Genomic DNA, 16,361 nt, shown 5'->3' on the forward strand with positions numbered 1-16,361 from the left:
ATGAAAATTGCGGTACTGTCGCGAAACCGTCACCTGTACTCAACCCGGCGTCTGGTGGAGGAAGGCATTAACCGTGGCCACGAAGTGAAGGTGATCGATGCCTTGCATTGCTCCATGAACATCACTTCTGCGAACCCGTTGATCCACTATCACGAAGAAGTGCTGGAAGACTTCGACGTGGTGATTCCCCGGATTGGTGCCTCGGTCACCTTCTACGGCACTGCGGTACTGCGCCAGTTCGAAATGATGGGGGTGTTTCCGCTGAACGAATCCGTGGCCATTACCCGTTCCCGGGACAAATTGCGTTCCCTGCAGCTGCTGGCCCGTAAGGGCGTGGGCATGCCGGTCACCGGCTTTGCCAACAAGCCGGACAACGTGCCGGAATTGCTGAAAATGGTGGGCGGCGCGCCGGTGGTGATCAAGCTGTTGCAGGGTACTCAGGGCATTGGCGTGGTGCTGGCGGAAACCCGCAAGGCGGCAGAATCAGTGATTGAGGCCTTTATGGGCCTGAAGGCAGACATCCTGGTGCAGGAGTTCATCAAGGAAGCCGGCGGCGCTGACATTCGCTGTTTTGTGATTGGCGACAAGGTGATTGCCGCCATGAAACGCCAGGGCGCCGAGGGTGAGTTCCGCTCTAACCTGCATCGGGGCGGTACGGCCTCGCTGGTCCGCATTACCCCGGAAGAGCGCCGCACCGCTATTACCGCCGCCAAGGCCATGGGCCTGAACGTGGCGGGTGTGGACTTGCTGCGCTCCAGCCGTGGCCCGCTGGTGATGGAAGTAAACTCCTCGCCGGGCCTGGAAGGCATCGAGAATGCCACCGGCAAGAACGTGGCAGGCATGATCATTAACTGGACAGAAAAGAACTACAAACCCTGGAAAACCAAAACCCGGGGCAGGGGATAAGCGCGCATGGCAAGAGCACCGTTTGAAATCGCTGGCGTACAGGTAAAAGCCGGTACCCGTGAGACTGTGGAAGTCCCGGTGGCCAAACTCTATACCCATACACCGCTGCACATTCCTGTGGAAGTGGTGCACGGCCGCCGTGACGGCCCGGTGCTGATGGTGTGTGGTGCGATTCATGGCGATGAAATCAACGGTGTGGAAATCATCCGCCGGGTGTTGAAAAACGGCGCGCTCCGGCACCTGCGGGGCACGCTGGTGGCAGTTCCTATCGTTAACATCTTCGGATTTGTGCAGCGCACCCGTTACCTGCCGGACCGCCGGGACCTGAATCGTTGCTTCCCGGGCTCGGAAACCGGTTCGCTGGGCGGCCGCATTGCCTACCTGTTGCGCACCCAAATTATGGAAAAGGTCACCCACATTATCGACCTGCACACCGGCGCCATTCACCGCTTCAACCTGCCGCAAATCCGGGCCGAGCTGAAGAACCCGGAAACCTCCCGAATGGCGGATGCCTTTGGCGCCCCCATCATCATTAATGCGGGTCTTCGGGAAGGCAGCCTGCGGGCCTACGCCGATTCCCTGGATATTCCTGTCATCACCTTTGAAGGCGGTGAGGCCTTGCGCTTTGATGATGTTGTTATCGCCAGCGGTGTGAAGGGTATTATCCGGGTGATGCGGGAACTGGAAATGGTGCCTGCCAAGAAAGGCCCGAGGGCGCCCAGAAAGCGCTCTGAAACTGCGGCTAATTCACAGTGGGTGCGGGCGGATATGGACGGCATCATGCGCCCCGTGGCCAGCCTCGGCCAGAAGGTGCGTAAAGGTCAGAAACTGGCCATGGTGGCGGACCCCTTTGGTGAGTCGGAGGTGGCGATCACGTCCCCCTGTTCCGGCATTGTGATCTGTGTGAACAACCTGCCACTGGTGAACGAAGGCGAGGCCATCTATCACATCGCCCGCTTCGACGAGCTGGGCGAAGCTGAAAAAGCCATGGACTACTTCCGCAGCTCCTTCGAGAGCGAAGTGTCGGAAGACGCGGTAGTGCCCGTACACCCCTGGGACGAACTGCAAAAATAACCGGAGTTGGTACTATGATTTGGCACCAGAACACCATCGAACTGGCCCCGCTGCCCAGGGGTTTTCACCTGGTCACCAATGAAATTCTGGCCCAGGCGCCGGAACTGACCAACTGCGAAGTGGGGCTGCTGCACCTGTTCATCCAGCATACCTCCGCGTCCCTGGCGGTCAACGAGAATGCCGATCCCGATGTCCGGGGCGATCTGGAGCGCCATTTCAACGTTATGGTGCCCCAGAATGCTCCGCATTATGAGCACACCATGGAAGGCCCGGACGACATGCCGGCCCACATCAAGAGTGTGATGATCGGCCCGTCACTGACGCTGCCCATCAGTCACGGCCATCTGGCCCTGGGTACCTGGCAGGGTATCTATGTGTGTGAACACCGGGATAACGCCGGTAGCCGGAAGATTGTGGCGACGTTGCAGGGGCGTTGGTGAGCGTTTGTAACCTAAAGTGGCACCCGAATGGATATGTAGCTAATCTTGCTTGAGGAGGGATGTTCAGCAAGGAGAGCAAGTGAGTCGCTTTTACCGCATTTACCGAATCCACGAATTACTTCGCAGTGCTAAAAAGCCAGTTCCCATGCGCAGGTTTATGGAAGAACTGGAGGCCAGCCGGAATACCATCACCCGAGACTTCGAGTACCTGCGAGACTCCCTGGGTGCTCCAATCGAATACTGCCGGGAAGAGAACGGCCACCACTATGAACCGGAAGCGCCTGTATTTGAGCTGCCAGGGTTTTGGATGAATCCAGCAGAGCTGTATGCCCTGCTAGCCTGCGAGTACCTCCTGGAGAACGTCCAGCCCGGGCTTATCACTAATCGCCTGGCTCCGCTGAGGACAAGAATCCGGGATTTGTTGGGTGAATCCGGCCATGATGCAGAGACCATCAGCGAGCGCATTCGAATCCAACCAATCCAGACCCGCTCAGCGGAACACCAGATTTTTGATCCGGTTGCCGAAGCAACGCTTGCGGGCAAATGCCTGACCTTCCATTACCTCTCCAGAAGCACGGGCACAGACAAGCTGCGAACCGTGCACCCCCAGCGGTTAGTGCATTACCGCTCTAATTGGTATTTGCTGGCTATTTGTGACGAAGCAAATGCCCTCCGGTTGTTTTCACTGGACCGAATGTCTGCCCCCTCCGTTTCTGCTGATCCATCCAAAAAAGCATTGAAAGATGACCTGGACGCCTTTGCGGGCTCTGGGTTCGGAATATTCGGGGGTGCAGCAACACAAATCGCCCACCTGAAGTTTACCGAGCATGCGGCCCGCTGGGTGGCCGAAGAAATCTGGCATGAAGAACAAAAAAGTGAGTGGCAGGGTGGCAGCTACCACCTTCATGTTCCCTACTCTGATGAGCGTGAGTTGGTTATGGAGATATTGCGCTATGGGCCGGATGTTGAGGTTGTTGCGCCGGAAAGCCTCAGGCGTGAAGTGGTGACCAGGGTTCGCAGAATGGCAGAGATCTACTGAGGATTTTTTTCGGTGGTGCAGTGGTTGGGGCAGTACTGCTGTTATGTTTGGTAAACAAGTAGCCCGACCGGATGATTATTAAATGGACGACCTGACTTCCAGCGACTTAAAAACGATCTTGCAATCAAAAAGAGCCAACCTTTACTACCTGGAGTACTGCCGGGTATTGGTTAACGGCGGGCGTGTGGAGTTCGTCACCGAGGAAGGACGTAGGTCTCTTTACTGGAATATTCCGATTGCCAATACCACTTCAGTGTTACTTGGAACCGGAACGTCGATTACCCAGGCTGCGATGCGGGAGCTGGCCAAAGCGGGTGTACTTGTTGGGTTCTGCGGTGGGGGCGGGACACCATTGTTCTCTGCGAACGAAGTCGATATTGAGGTGGCGTGGTTTTCCCCACAAAGTGAGTACAGACCAACCGAGTACCTTCAGGCGTGGGTAGGCTTCTGGTTTGATGATGAACTGAGATTGATAGCAGCCAAGGCATTCCAGATCGCTAGGTTGAACCGCATAAGAGCGCACTGGATTAATAACCGGTTACTTTCGGAAAGTGGGTTTTCCATACAGCCGGAAACGCTTGATCCAATACTGGACTCAGCAAAGGATGGAGTATTTGAGGCGGCGGATAACATCGCATTACTCACAGAAGAGGCCAGGTTGACCAAAAAACTGTTCAAGATGGCTTCCCAGGCAGTCGATTACGGATCCTTCGTGCGGGCCAAACGCGGAGGGAGTGTTGACCCGGCAAACCGCTTCCTGGATCACGGCAATTACCTAGCATACGGCCTTGGTGCAACGGCAACCTGGGTTCTCGGGCTGCCCCACGGCTTGGCCGTTCTGCACGGAAAAACCCGTAGGGGCGGACTTGTCTTCGATGCAGCCGATCTGGTTAAAGACGCTGTTATCCTGCCACAGGCCTTTGTTTCTGCCATGAGAGGGGATGAGGAGCAGGAGTTTCGTCAGGCATGCATAGAGGCTTTGTCTCGCTCTGAATCGCTGGATTTCATGATCGACACTCTTAAAGACGTGGCGGTTACCACGAAGGCGGACAAGTCATGAATGTGCTGTTTGTTTCGCAGTGTTCGGGCAATGCGTTGCCGGAAACTCGCCGAATTCTGGATCAATTTGCTGAGCGCAAGGGTGAGCGGACATGGCAAACTCCGATTACTCAAGCAGGATTAGACACCCTTCGCCGTCTCCTGCGAAAGAAAGCGAGAAAAAATACAGCGGTCGCGTGCCACTGGATTCGGGGAAAAGACCATAGTGAGCTGATCTGGATAGTAGGGGACGCAAAAAAATTCAGCTCCCGGGGCGTGGTGCCGACCAACAGTACCAGCCGCAACATCCTGCGGGCAGGGGATGAAAACGATTGGCACACGGGCGAGGAAATTCGACTGCTGACGGCTCTGGCCGCATTGCTGCACGACCTGGGTAAAGCCTGCCAGGCTTTCCAGCAGCGCTTAATCAGCACCAAGCCTATGGAAAAGAATCGCTATCGTCACGAGTGGCTGTCGCTGAGGCTATTCCAGGCGTTCGTTGGCAGTGACGACGATGTTGGTTGGCTGAAACGACTCGCAAACCCATCAGATGATGACAAGCATTCCTGGCTGCGGAACCTGCAACGGGATGGTCTCGACAACGATACGTCAAAGCCATTCCAACAATTGCCACCTTTAGCAAAAGCAGTGGGCTGGCTTGTGCTTACCCATCATCGCCTGCCAGTTCTGCCTGGTCAAAGGCCTGATGGTGAGCAGGATCGGCTGGGAAAAAAGGTTCCAGGTTTTGGCTCTGGGCTGTTGCGTGATGTGGTGAGCAAAATCGGACCGGGCTGGAACGAGATTGTTCGTGATTCACGACCAAGCGAACTTGAGCCCTACTGGAATTTTAAAGAAGGGCTTCCGGTCAGTACCGGGAAATGGTGTGAGCGCGCTTCCTCTGTAGCAATACGAATGATGAACCGGCAAGGAATGCTGGAAACCGATTGGCTGGATTATCCCTACGTGATGCATGTGGCTCGAATGTCGCTGATGCTGGCGGACCATCATTACTCCAGCCTGACAGATCCGAAGCTGCGCACGGCAGGCGACCCTCACTACCGGCTTTACGCTAACACCAACCGTAAAACAGGGGAGCTTAATCAACCGCTGGATGAACATTTGCTGGGTGTGGAGCATCATGCAGGAGCCATTTGCCGGTCACTACCATCCCTGACCGATAGCCTGCCTAGCCTGGCGCGCCATAAGGGGTTTCGTAAAAGGAGTGACCATGCCCGTTTTCGCTGGCAGGACAAGGCCTTTGACCTTGCCGAGGGGCTGCGTAGTCGCAGCGTGGACCAGGGCTTCTTCGGCGTTAACATGGCCTCAACAGGTTGCGGCAAGACTCTCGCCAATGGCCGTATCATGTATGCCCTGGCGGATCCGCAACGAGGCGCTCGGTTTTCCATTGCACTGGGCCTCAGAACACTGACCCTGCAAACGGGTAAGGCCTATCGGGACCTGATGAAACTCGGTGATGACGATCTGGCTATTCGGGTTGGAGGGACCGCTAACCGGACTCTGTTCGAGCATCAGCAGAGCGAGGCGGAGAAAACCGGTTCGGCTTCATCCCAGCCCCTGCTGGACGACGACACCTATGTGCATTTTGAGGGCAACTTCGAGGCCCATCCGGTACTGCGCCGAACCGGCCAGGACAATCACGTCAGAGCGCTTATCTCGGCTCCGATTCTCACCTGTACCGTCGATCATCTGATTCCTGCTACAGAGAGCCTAAGGGGCGGCCACCAGATAGCTCCCATGATCCGGTTGATGAGTAGCGATCTGGTACTGGATGAGCCAGACGACTTTGACATGAACGACTTACCAGCGTTGACCCGGTTGGTTCATTGGGCTGGCCTTCTGGGCTCGCGCGTGTTGCTGTCCTCCGCCACACTGCCCCCGGCCCTGATCGAAGGCCTGTTTGATGCTTATCGGGATGGGCGGTTGCAGTACCAGAAAAACCGGGGTATCCCTGGACAGCCCGTGAATATCTGCTGTGCTTGGTTTGATGAATTCGACCGGCATCATGCTGACTGCGCGGAGCGTAATAGTTTCAGTGAAGCCCACGGCGCATTCGTGAAGAGTAGATATAGAAAATTGGGTGAGTCCGCTGTCAGGCGCCGTAGCGAGGTGGTCCCTTTGAGTGCGGACGGAAGAGATCTGAAGGCAATCTGTCGGTCGGTGGCTGATGACGTGGTCCGCCATGCCGTGGCATTGCATGAAGCCAATCATTCCTCTGATCCGAAATCCGGGAAAAGGGTCAGTTTCGGTCTGGTCCGGATGGCCAATATAGAGCCCCTGATTGACGTTGCCATCAATATTTTTAACAGCGATTCCCCAGAGGCGCCTCGCATCCATCTCTGTGTTTATCATTCCCAGCACCCATTGTTGATTCGATCATCCATTGAGCAGCAATTGGACAACGTACTGGATAGAAGAAAGCCGCAACGGGTGTTCGATATTACCGACATCCGGTCACGCCTGGATTCGTCGGATGAACCCGACCATATCTTTATCGTGTTGGGCTCCCCTGTCACTGAGGTTGGTCGGGATCATGACTACGACTGGGCGATTGTTGAGCCTTCTTCCATGCGGTCATTGATTCAGCTTGCGGGGCGGGTTCGCAGACATCGTACTGAAAAGTGGGAGGCCACCAATATTCGTGTCTTCGATGTGAATATTAAGCACCTGAGAAGTCCGGGGGATCCGGCGTTTTGCCGCCCTGGGTTCGAGTCGGAAGGCAAGTGGCTACTTAATTCCCACCACCTGACCGAATTGCTGACAAGTGATGAAGTGGCCGCCATTGATGCCCGTCCTCGCATAATGGCCCGCTCACCTCTTGCACCCCACGATAGTCTTATCGACCTGGAGCATGCCCGGCTTGCCGACCTGATGCTTCTGCCTGTGGAGGTTTCATCGGAGGAAGTGGCATCCACAAACAAACCAACTACGCGCCGGCAAAGAATGAAGGCCGACGCGCCAAAGCCACTTCCGCCGTTCAGGGCCTATTCATGGTGGTCGCTCCCCCATGGAACCTTAACCGGTGTTTGCCCACAGCATCAGCCGTTCAGGGAAAATACGACCGTTCAGAATGAATTGGTGTTGATGCCCGATGAAAGCGGTGAGGATTACGAGTTGCATCAGGTGGATACCAGTAGCCGGGCTGGTCCCGATCTTTTGATTCCTATGGAAAAGAAGAATCACAGAATTGCAGTAGAGACACTGCTGGGGGCTGGCGTTGAGCCTTGGGGAGAGTCGGATTACATGGAAGCCTTGGTCGCATTGGCTGAGGAACTCGATATGGAGTTGGAGGCCTGTGCACGGAAATTTGGGGTTGTCACCCTTAGGGAAAGCGAACAGGGGTGGCGATATCACCCGGTGCTTGGGTTTTCTCAAGCTAAATAGTGGGCCGGTCACTGTGGCCGGCCCACTGCTGCCTGCTCGGCAGAAGACGTCGTATTGAAGTTGTGACATTTCTAAGCTGCCTGTTCGGCAGTAGCGGGAGTCTACCTCAGAATCCAGAATGAATCATTCATGCTTTGATAATATAATGTGGTATTAAAGATTTGACAGGTTGTGTGCGCCAGGAGTAGAGTTTGTTCTTGGCGGCCCCGATGATGCTCTCACCCATCATCGGGGCTATCTCCTATACGAGTCCTGGAGGGCTCAGATCACCCGCGGATTATTGGGCGTGGGTAAGGAGGAAGAACGGTGCTTGGCAAACACTTTGTTAGAAGATACTCAGGGGCGGGCTTTGCCCGCCCCAATGCTTTGGGTTGTGAGGCCCGTAAGCAAGATTAAGTGTACCAGACATTCCACAAATCTGGGTGTCGAAAACAGCGAGCCAACAAATATGTCCAAATCCAGCAAATCAGAGGTTTCCCAGAGTCTGCGTATGCTCATGGAGAGGTTTGTCCAGGCCCGACTTGAGGGAAAACTTGAGAAGCTCTCAGAAGACGACCCCAAGCGTCAGGAATTAAATGAACAGTTCCGATTCGAAAACTGGGTCGCCGATGCTGCACGCCGTGTGGCTCAGATTCAGTTAGTCACCCATTCCCTCAAAGCCACCCACCCGGATGCGAAAGGCTCCAGTCTCTATAGACCGCCGGGCGAGCTCAACGCAGGCGGTCTTGTAGGGACCAGTTCTCTGGGTGAGTCGTTTAATGCAGATGTGGTTGGAAATGCTGCCGCTCTGGATGTTTATAAATTTCTAAGGCTGACATTTGCCGGTAAGTCGCTTTTGGACAGGGTGCTGGAAAGAGATGAATCCCTGATTGCAGCTTTGTCGAATGACCGCACCCAGGCTGAGGAGTGGGTGGAGGCTTTCGCCGGCATTACCTCACCTGGTTCTTCGGAGAGCTCCCACACAAAGGCGAAGCAAGTGTATTTCCTTGTGGGGGACGATCCTGGTGCGGACGACGGTTATCACTTGCTGTCCCCCATATACGCCACATCACTTGCCCATGAAGTCTTTCAGCGTATTAATAGGGACCGGTTTGGAGAACGTCAGAAGGAAGCTCGGCAAGCCCGGCGGGAAAAAAAGCCGTTTGACCATGGTTTCTATGAATACCCGGAGCTGGCGGTTCAGAAACTGGGCGGCACCAAGCCCCAGAATATCAGCCAGTTGAACAGCGAGCGGGGAGGCAACAACTATCTTTTAGCCTCGCTCCCACCCCAGTGGCAATCCCGCGATGTAAAGCCGCCGCTTAACAAGGATTCCGTGTTCCCCTTGTTTGGCTATCGTGCGGAAACGAAACGACTACTCCGTCAGTTGGTTGAATTTCTGGCGGCTGATCCCGCCAAAAATTTGCAGACAAGGAATACTCGGGATGAGTTGATTGATGACCTCTGCGGCGAACTCCTGCAGTTTGCAGCGGAGCTGCGCACCTTGCCTTCAGGCTGGTCTGCATCTGTAGAGTGTCGTCTCCCGGAAGCTGAGCAGCTTTGGCTGGATCCTGGCCGGGCCGAGTTGGATGAACTATTCAGGCAGCAATGGATGAAGGGTGATTGGCCCGGCACCATTCGCCACCGCTTTGCCAATTGGCTAAACCACGCACTTGCCGGGACTCTTCCGGTTGGTGATCCCGAGCACAAACATTGGTCTGACCAGCTCAAGCGGGATGGAGACTGGATGAAGGGGCTTAGCGACGACAAGCGTTGGATGGCTGCCTTTGATGAACTGGAAATGGAGCTGGAAGCATGACGGCGGAATCAACGATAGAAGGAATCCTGATAATACCGCGCATCAAGGTCCAGAACGCGAATGCTATCTCATCGCCTATGACCTGGGGATTCCCGGCGATTACGGCGTTTGTTGGTCTGATGCAGGCACTTGACCGCAAGCTGCCCGAAAGCATGGAGTTAATGCTGGAGAGGGTTGGTGTTATCTGCCATCACTTTGAACCACAAGTGACCGAAGGCGGGTACACGCGGGCATTCCGCCTGACACGTAATCCGGTGGGCAAAGATGGTAGTACGTCCGCCATTGCGGAAGAGGGCAGGGCACACCTGGAAATTTCACTGGTGTTTGGTGTGGCTGGCCCGGCGCTCGCGGAAGGTAATGGGGAATTGAAAATCATTGCCGACGATGTCGCTCATATTCTTTCTGGTATGCGTGTTGCCGGAGGCTCCGTGATCCCGCGAATGAAGCGATCCAACTGGCAGCACCAGCCCAGTCTTATCCGGATCGACGAGTCTGAAAATGAGTGGCAGCAGCAATTCCGTAAAATTCGCCGCCAATTATTGCCGGGATTTGCCTTGGTGTCCCGGCAGGATTTGCTGGAGAAAAGGCTCCAGGATATGCGAAGCGAACAGCCGGACGCGACGGCTCTGGATGCCTGGCTCGATCTATCAAGGTTACACGTTTATCCGGAGACCGCTGATGGTGTTGAGGAAGAATCGGCTGAGAGCGGACGGAAGGACTTGAACTGGCAAGTGCGTCGGCCACCGGGATGGATTGTGCCTATCCCTGTTGGCTACGGCGCACTTTCTGATCTCTACCCTCCGGGACAGGTAGCCCGGGCGAGGGATAACTCAACACCGTTCCGGTTTGTAGAAACTCTCTATTCCATTGGTGAATGGGTAAGTCCACACCGACTCAAAACCATTGATGATCTGCTCTGGGTATCCGATGCCGACCCGGATTCCGGCATCTATCAGTGCAGTAATCCCTACGGTGGGCGCAGGCGCTGCGCCTGACCACTACCAGACAATCGCCATCAATCAAAAGGAACAACCACATGACCAATAACACTCTGAAAACTGCATCTGTCCTCGCTTTCGAGCGCAAGCTAGACCCTTCCGATGCACTGCTCTTCAGTGGGAATTGGGAAGACAGGAGTAAGGCTGACGATTGGGCTCCGATAGGTCTGCGGGAGAAATCGGTTCGCGGAACGATTTCTAACAGGCTAAAAACCAAGGATCAGGATCCTGCAAAGCTGGATGCGCAGATTGAGAACCCGAACTTGCAAACCGTGGATGTAGCCATGTTGCCGAGCGATGCGGATACGCTCATGACGAGGTTCACATTGCGAGTGTTGGGAGGAACGGGCCAGCCGTCCGCCTGTAATAATTCAGAGTACCGGGAAAAGCTGCAATCCGTTGTCGGCGGGTATGTCACCGACCAAGGGTTCACCGAGCTCGCTTCCCGGTACGCCTACAATCTGGCGAATGGCCGGTTTTTGTGGCGGAATCGGATTGGATCTGAAAATATCGAGGTTCAGGTTCGACAGATCAGGAACGGTTCCGCATCCAATACGTGGGTGTTCAATGCGCTCGACTTCTCACTCAGGGGATTCGATGTGCCGCAGTCTTCCAAGGATGACCTGGATGCTTTGGCAAATACAATCGCAGAAGGATTGGTTGGTTCAAGCCACGTGCTGCTTGAGATAACTGCGTTTGTGCGGGTTGGGAATGGGCAGGAAGTATTCCCGTCTCAGGAATTAATCCTTGATAAAGGGAAGTCAACCAAAAGCAAAACCCTGTACGACGTTGGGGGTGTGGCCGGCATTCACTCTCAGAAGCTGGGGAACGCACTGCGCACAATCGATACCTGGTATCCCACGGAAGAAGATCTTGGCCCCATTGCCGTTGAACCCTACGGGTCAGTAACCACACAGGGCAAAGCTTATCGGCAGCCGAAACAGAAGGTGGATTTTTACTCACTGCTGGACGGCTGGATTATCAAGGACAAAGTACCACCGGTTGAACAGCAGCACTTTGTTGTCGCCACACTGATTCGTGGTGGGGTGTTCGGGGAGGCCGGTTGAATCATGGACTATTTCCTGAACATCGAGATACGGCCTGATCCCGAGTTCACGGCTCCGCTCTTGATGAGTGTGCTGTATGGCAAATTACACAGGGCGTTGACTGATATGGCGATGAGCAATCTGGGTGTTAGCTTTCCGGAACATACCAGCAAGCCGCGCACTCTGGGAAGCGTGCTTCGTCTGCACAGCGATTCGGCAACATTGGATCGGTTGATGAGTAGCCCCTGGCTCACCGGAATGGGAGACCATGTGTGTGTGGGTAGTCCCGGCCTGGTTCCGGACGGCGTAACGCACAGGGTCGTCAGAAGGGTTCAGGGCAAAACCAATGCTGAACGCTTGAGGCGCCGGCATGCGAAACGACATAATGTTTCGCTGGAAGAAGCACGAAGTATTATTCCGGACAGTGCCGAATGCAAACTGAAGTACCCCTTTGTAATGCTTCGGAGCCAGAGTACAGCGCGGAAGTTTCCCTTGTTCATCGAGCATTTGCCAGAGCAGTCTGGCCCGGCGGAAGGGGAATTCAACTCTTACGGCCTGAGTAAAACGGCAACCATTCCTTGGTTCTGACCCTTTTTTAGGGCTGGAATTAAGAAGTATATAAATCAATGAGATAGCGGGCTACCAGAAAAAATGGGTTTTGCCCGCTATTTTTCTATTGCTCTTTAAAAACTAGAAACTTACGGTGTATTATCGCTACTTCACTGCCGTACAGGCAGCTCAGAAAAGCAGAGCGTAGACATCGGCGGTGTCCCGCATCTTCACTGCCGTACAGGCAGCTCAGAAAAACAGCGCACAGGCCGCTTTGCGTGAGGAGACCTTCACTGCCGTACAGGCAGCTCAGAAAACTGATCGCTGTAGCCGTCCCATCTGGCGCTCCTTCACTGCCGTACAGGCAGCTCAGAAAATCACCCTTGATGGGCTGGTCGGGAGGCGGGGCTTCACTGCCGTACAGGCAGCTCAGAAAGAGGGATCGTTGGTGCGAACAAACTCGGCAAACTTCACTGCCGTACAGGCAGCTCAGAAATCCCAAACCCGGCAAGAAGTCAGGGAGATGAACTTCACTGCCGTACAGGCAGCTCAGAAAAATGACAAGCGTCTGACTCTCGGTAGCCTGAACTTCACTGCCGTACAGGCAGCTCAGAAATTGAGCCGGACGTTATAGCCCTGCGCTTGCAGCTTCACTGCCGTACAGGCAGCTCAGAAAATCGAGCAGGGCTACCCGCTGCGACTGGAAGCCTTCACTGCCGTACAGGCAGCTCAGAAAGGATGGCGTTAACGTCGCCAGACTGGAACGCTCTTCACTGCCGTACAGGCAGCTCAGAAAGTCTCGATGGCCTCTTCCGAGCGCAGCATATCCTTCACTGCCGTACAGGCAGCTCAGAAAGTTGCGGGCGTTAACGCTCTCAACTTGATGGACTTCACTGCCGTACAGGCAGCTCAGAAACTGACACAGCCCGGAAAGGCCTCGACAGCACAACTTCACTGCCGTACAGGCAGCTCAGAAAAAGGAGAAGAAGCGCGAGCGCGTGCTGGTCTACTTCACTGCCGTACAGGCAGCTCAGAAACGCTTCTTCTCGGGTCGCTGACGTGCTGGCCTCTTCACTGCCGTACAGGCAGCTCAGAAATTGGGCGAGCCATTGAGATGGTTGATGGCAGCCTTCACTGCCGTACAGGCAGCTCAGAAAAGTTCAGCAATGCGCTTGTTCAGGTAAGCGTTCTTCACTGCCGTACAGGCAGCTCAGAAAATGCGCGGGATTGCCAGCCTGCGGCGACAAGGCTTCACTGCCGTACAGGCAGCTCAGAAATATGATGCTAAAGCGAAATACCCTTAATCCCGCTTCACTGCCGTACAGGCAGCTCAGAAAATAAGGGTCGGGTTTTGATGAACTCCCCCGGTCTTCACTGCCGTACAGGCAGCTCAGAAAATGCCCATGCGTCAGCCACGGCGCTTACCCTCCTTCACTGCCGTACAGGCAGCTCAGAAATCCCGCTGTTGCTGACATCCTGCGCGCGGGATCTTCACTGCCGTACAGGCAGCTCAGAAAATGGCTGATGTTCTGGACGTGCTCGGAGCGATCTTCACTGCCGTACAGGCAGCTCAGAAAAAGGCTGACGATTCTGAGAAAAAACCACCCTACTTCACTGCCGTACAGGCAGCTCAGAAATCATCCAGTGGCGTGTTGCTGTCCCAGGCATCCTTCACTGCCGTACAGGCAGCTCAGAAATGGTTTGTCGCTTGCCAACTTGAGATGCCACCCTTCACTGCCGTACAGGCAGCTCAGAAAGAGAGACATTAGCGCTCTGCAACCTCACAGAACTTCACTGCCGTACAGGCAGCTCAGAAACTCACCGATATGTTCAATAATTTCACCGAGAGCTTCACTGCCGTACAGGCAGCTCAGAAAAATGCCAAGATGTCATCGGAGAGCCATTGGAACTTCACTGCCGTACAGGCAGCTCAGAAAAGCTCTTCGCCAACATCTATATGGATGCCTTTCTTCACTGCCGTACAGGCAGCTCAGAAAAAAGCCGTACCCCCAGCTGGCGCTTGAGGATCCTTCACTGCCGTACAGGCAGCTCAGAAATTGCGAAATGCAGCAAGGTCGAAATTGCTCACCTTCACTGCCGTACAGGCAGCTCAGAAATACCCGTTGCAATTCCTGCTGGATGCGCTCAACTTCACTGCCGTACAGGCAGCTCAGAAAAGAAACGGGATTCCGGTTGGCCTCAAAGCGTCCTTCACTGCCGTACAGGCAGCTCAGAAATTCCCGCCCATCCAGAGCAAAGAGCAGTGCGACTTCACTGCCGTACAGGCAGCTCAGAAAATATCCGCTATCATCGCCCACCAGCTCATGGCCTTCACTGCCGTACAGGCAGCTCAGAAAACTGCACCCGCCCATGCTCGTCTACCGCTGCACTTCACTGCCGTACAGGCAGCTCAGAAAAAGTGCGACAGGTATTCGCGTTCGTATTCTTCCTTCACTGCCGTACAGGCAGCTCAGAAATCCGCAAGCAGGCCGAGGCGGTGGAAGAGGCTCTTCACTGCCGTACAGGCAGCTCAGAAAACTGGTCGGGCACCTGATTGCCGTCATCGTCACTTCACTGCCGTACAGGCAGCTCAGAAAAGACAGGCTTGAAGCTTTGCAGTCTGTACCAGCTTCACTGCCGTACAGGCAGCTCAGAAATTTAACTCGGATATTCTCTTTTACGTACTGAGCTTCACTGCCGTACAGGCAGCTCAGAAAGTAAAACGGCACTGCTTTGAATCCAGCGCTGCCTTCACTGCCGTACAGGCAGCTCAGAAATGCTTGCGGAGGACGAAAGGTTCTGAGGACTGCTTCACTGCCGTACAGGCAGCTCAGAAAGTAAACCGGCACTGACCAGCATCCACCGCTGCCTTCACTGCCGTACAGGCAGCTCAGAAATCACATCGTAATCCAGTGACCGCCAGTCCCTTCTTCACTGCCGTACAGGCAGCTCAGAAATGCTGAAAGAGATTGAGGAGGCGAGATGAGGGCTTCACTGCCGTACAGGCAGCTCAGAAATACCCAAAATCCAGCTACGAGAAACAGCGCCACTTCACTGCCGTACAGGCAGCTCAGAAATTCTGATACTCGACGGCGCTCAGGCGGCTGTCCTTCACTGCCGTACAGGCAGCTCAGAAATGAATGCGCATGCAATAGCGCCGGGATAAGGCCTTCACTGCCGTACAGGCAGCTCAGAAAATTGCCGGGATAGCTCGCACCGTGGAAAGCCACTTCACTGCCGTACAGGCAGCTCAGAAACCCAGCTTGTCCGCCACAGAATCCAGCGAGATCTTCACTGCCGTACAGGCAGCTCAGAAATTTACCGATTCGCACAGCTGGCGCGAATCACGCTTCACTGCCGTACAGGCAGCTCAGAAAAGAAATAGAGACTGTCCACGTGAGGCTGTCTCCTTCACTGCCGTACAGGCAGCTCAGAAACAAAAGCGAGAGTTATAGGGCTTACAGCTACCCTTCACTGCCGTACAGGCAGCTCAGAAATCAAGCCGGGCCGCCATTGCATCGAACTTGCTCTTCACTGCCGTACAGGCAGCTCAGAAAAATTCATCGGACGGCTTGGCCAAGATCCAAGTCTTCACTGCCGTACAGGCAGCTCAGAAAAATTGCAGAATCCAAAGTCCGCCAGCTGGGCGCTTCACTGCCGTACAGGCAGCTCAGAAATTCTCGGGCGTTGCTGAGGATGTTGGTGTCGACTTCACTGCCGTACAGGCAGCTCAGAAAATCGAGATAGCGAATCAGTAGCGTGTCTCGCTCTTCACTGCCGTACAGGCAGCTCAGAAACCAGCGCTCCCCAATGTCTACCAGGCGCCAGCCTTCACTGCCGTACAGGCAGCTCAGAAAGATTCCGTAGGCCCGGTTTGCATAATCCAGGCCTTCACTGCCGTACAGGCAGCTCAGAAAGAAAAACCAAGAGTTTCTGCATTGGATGGAATCTTCTGTTCGGCGACAATTAGGATGACCGGTTAGCGACAATTATCTTGGCCGGTTGGGTGTAACAATTGGCCCCTTGTTTTCCATGGTGGAGCAATGGGTGCCAGGCCAACACATAACCAAC

General features: G+C 54.7%; 10 protein-coding genes and 1 CRISPR repeat array. All 10 genes read left to right on the forward strand.

What is annotated here, in order from left to right; genetic code table 11:
- The 10 genes from rimK (at position 1) to cas6f (ending at position 12,329) form a co-directional block, all read left to right on the forward strand.
- Entirely contained in the window at positions 1 to 906 is a 906-nt protein-coding gene (rimK, locus tag J122_RS16850; RefSeq protein WP_058091875.1) for a 30S ribosomal protein S6--L-glutamate ligase, read from the forward strand.
- A 6-nt stretch (positions 907 to 912) separates the two neighbouring features.
- Positions 913 to 1,980 carry a succinylglutamate desuccinylase/aspartoacylase family protein gene (locus J122_RS16855; protein ID WP_061333304.1) on the forward strand — a complete coding sequence of 356 codons (1,068 nt, stop codon included), beginning with the start codon at positions 913 to 915 and terminating at the stop codon, positions 1,978 to 1,980.
- Between the two features lie 14 nt (positions 1,981 to 1,994).
- Positions 1,995 to 2,420 (forward strand): secondary thiamine-phosphate synthase enzyme YjbQ, encoded by a 426-nt coding sequence (locus J122_RS16860; protein ID WP_058091873.1) that lies wholly within the window; start codon positions 1,995 to 1,997, stop codon positions 2,418 to 2,420.
- 79 nt (positions 2,421 to 2,499) lie between these two features.
- Entirely contained in the window at positions 2,500 to 3,459 is a 960-nt protein-coding gene (locus J122_RS16865) for a helix-turn-helix transcriptional regulator (RefSeq protein WP_061333305.1), read from the forward strand.
- Positions 3,460 to 3,541: 82 nt separating this feature from the next.
- Positions 3,542 to 4,519, forward strand: a complete 978-nt coding sequence (gene cas1f, locus J122_RS16870) for a type I-F CRISPR-associated endonuclease Cas1f (RefSeq protein WP_061333306.1) — start codon at positions 3,542 to 3,544, stop codon at positions 4,517 to 4,519.
- Positions 4,516 to 7,899 (forward strand): type I-F CRISPR-associated helicase Cas3f, encoded by a 3,384-nt coding sequence (gene cas3f / locus J122_RS16875; protein WP_061333307.1) that lies wholly within the window; start codon positions 4,516 to 4,518, stop codon positions 7,897 to 7,899. The genes cas1f and cas3f overlap by 4 nt, the downstream gene beginning before the upstream one ends.
- Before the next feature lie 286 nt (positions 7,900 to 8,185).
- On the forward strand, positions 8,186 to 9,697 hold the full coding sequence (csy1, locus tag J122_RS16880) for a type I-F CRISPR-associated protein Csy1 (RefSeq protein WP_227510256.1): 1,512 nt from the start codon (positions 8,186 to 8,188) through the stop codon (positions 9,695 to 9,697).
- Positions 9,694 to 10,692, forward strand: coding sequence for a type I-F CRISPR-associated protein Csy2 (gene csy2, locus J122_RS16885; protein ID WP_061333309.1), 999 nt, complete (start codon positions 9,694 to 9,696; stop codon positions 10,690 to 10,692). The genes csy1 and csy2 overlap by 4 nt, the downstream gene beginning before the upstream one ends.
- A 41-nt stretch (positions 10,693 to 10,733) precedes the next feature.
- Positions 10,734 to 11,762: a type I-F CRISPR-associated protein Csy3 gene (gene csy3, locus J122_RS16890; protein WP_061333310.1), complete on the forward strand. Its 1,029-nt coding sequence runs from the start codon at positions 10,734 to 10,736 to the stop codon at positions 11,760 to 11,762.
- 3 nt (positions 11,763 to 11,765) lie between these two features.
- Positions 11,766 to 12,329 (forward strand): type I-F CRISPR-associated endoribonuclease Cas6/Csy4, encoded by a 564-nt coding sequence (gene cas6f, locus J122_RS16895; protein WP_061333311.1) that lies wholly within the window; start codon positions 11,766 to 11,768, stop codon positions 12,327 to 12,329.
- Between the two features lie 129 nt (positions 12,330 to 12,458).
- A CRISPR array of direct repeats spans positions 12,459 to 16,207; the repeat unit is 28 nt; unit sequence CTTCACTGCCGTACAGGCAGCTCAGAAA.
- The last annotated feature ends 154 nt before the right edge of the window (positions 16,208 to 16,361 follow it).

It is taken from the genome of Marinobacter excellens LAMA 842, from assembly GCF_001574445.1.
Classification (GTDB): Bacteria; Pseudomonadota; Gammaproteobacteria; order Pseudomonadales; family Oleiphilaceae; genus Marinobacter; species Marinobacter shengliensis.

What these genes read in the sequence shown, in the direction of transcription:
- rimK (WP_058091875.1), top strand. Translation starts at nt 1, where the DNA reads ATGAAAATTGCGGTACTGTCGCGAAACCGTCACCTGTACTCAACCCGG.
- csy2 (WP_061333309.1), top strand. Translation starts at nt 9,694, where the DNA reads ATGACGGCGGAATCAACGATAGAAGGAATCCTGATAATACCGCGCATC.
- csy3 (WP_061333310.1), top strand. Translation starts at nt 10,734, where the DNA reads ATGACCAATAACACTCTGAAAACTGCATCTGTCCTCGCTTTCGAGCGC.
- cas6f (WP_061333311.1), top strand. Translation starts at nt 11,766, where the DNA reads ATGGACTATTTCCTGAACATCGAGATACGGCCTGATCCCGAGTTCACG.
- cas3f (WP_061333307.1), top strand. Translation starts at nt 4,516, where the DNA reads ATGAATGTGCTGTTTGTTTCGCAGTGTTCGGGCAATGCGTTGCCGGAA.
- J122_RS16860 (WP_058091873.1), top strand. Translation starts at nt 1,995, where the DNA reads ATGATTTGGCACCAGAACACCATCGAACTGGCCCCGCTGCCCAGGGGT.
- cas1f (WP_061333306.1), top strand. Translation starts at nt 3,542, where the DNA reads ATGGACGACCTGACTTCCAGCGACTTAAAAACGATCTTGCAATCAAAA.
- J122_RS16855 (WP_061333304.1), top strand. Translation starts at nt 913, where the DNA reads ATGGCAAGAGCACCGTTTGAAATCGCTGGCGTACAGGTAAAAGCCGGT.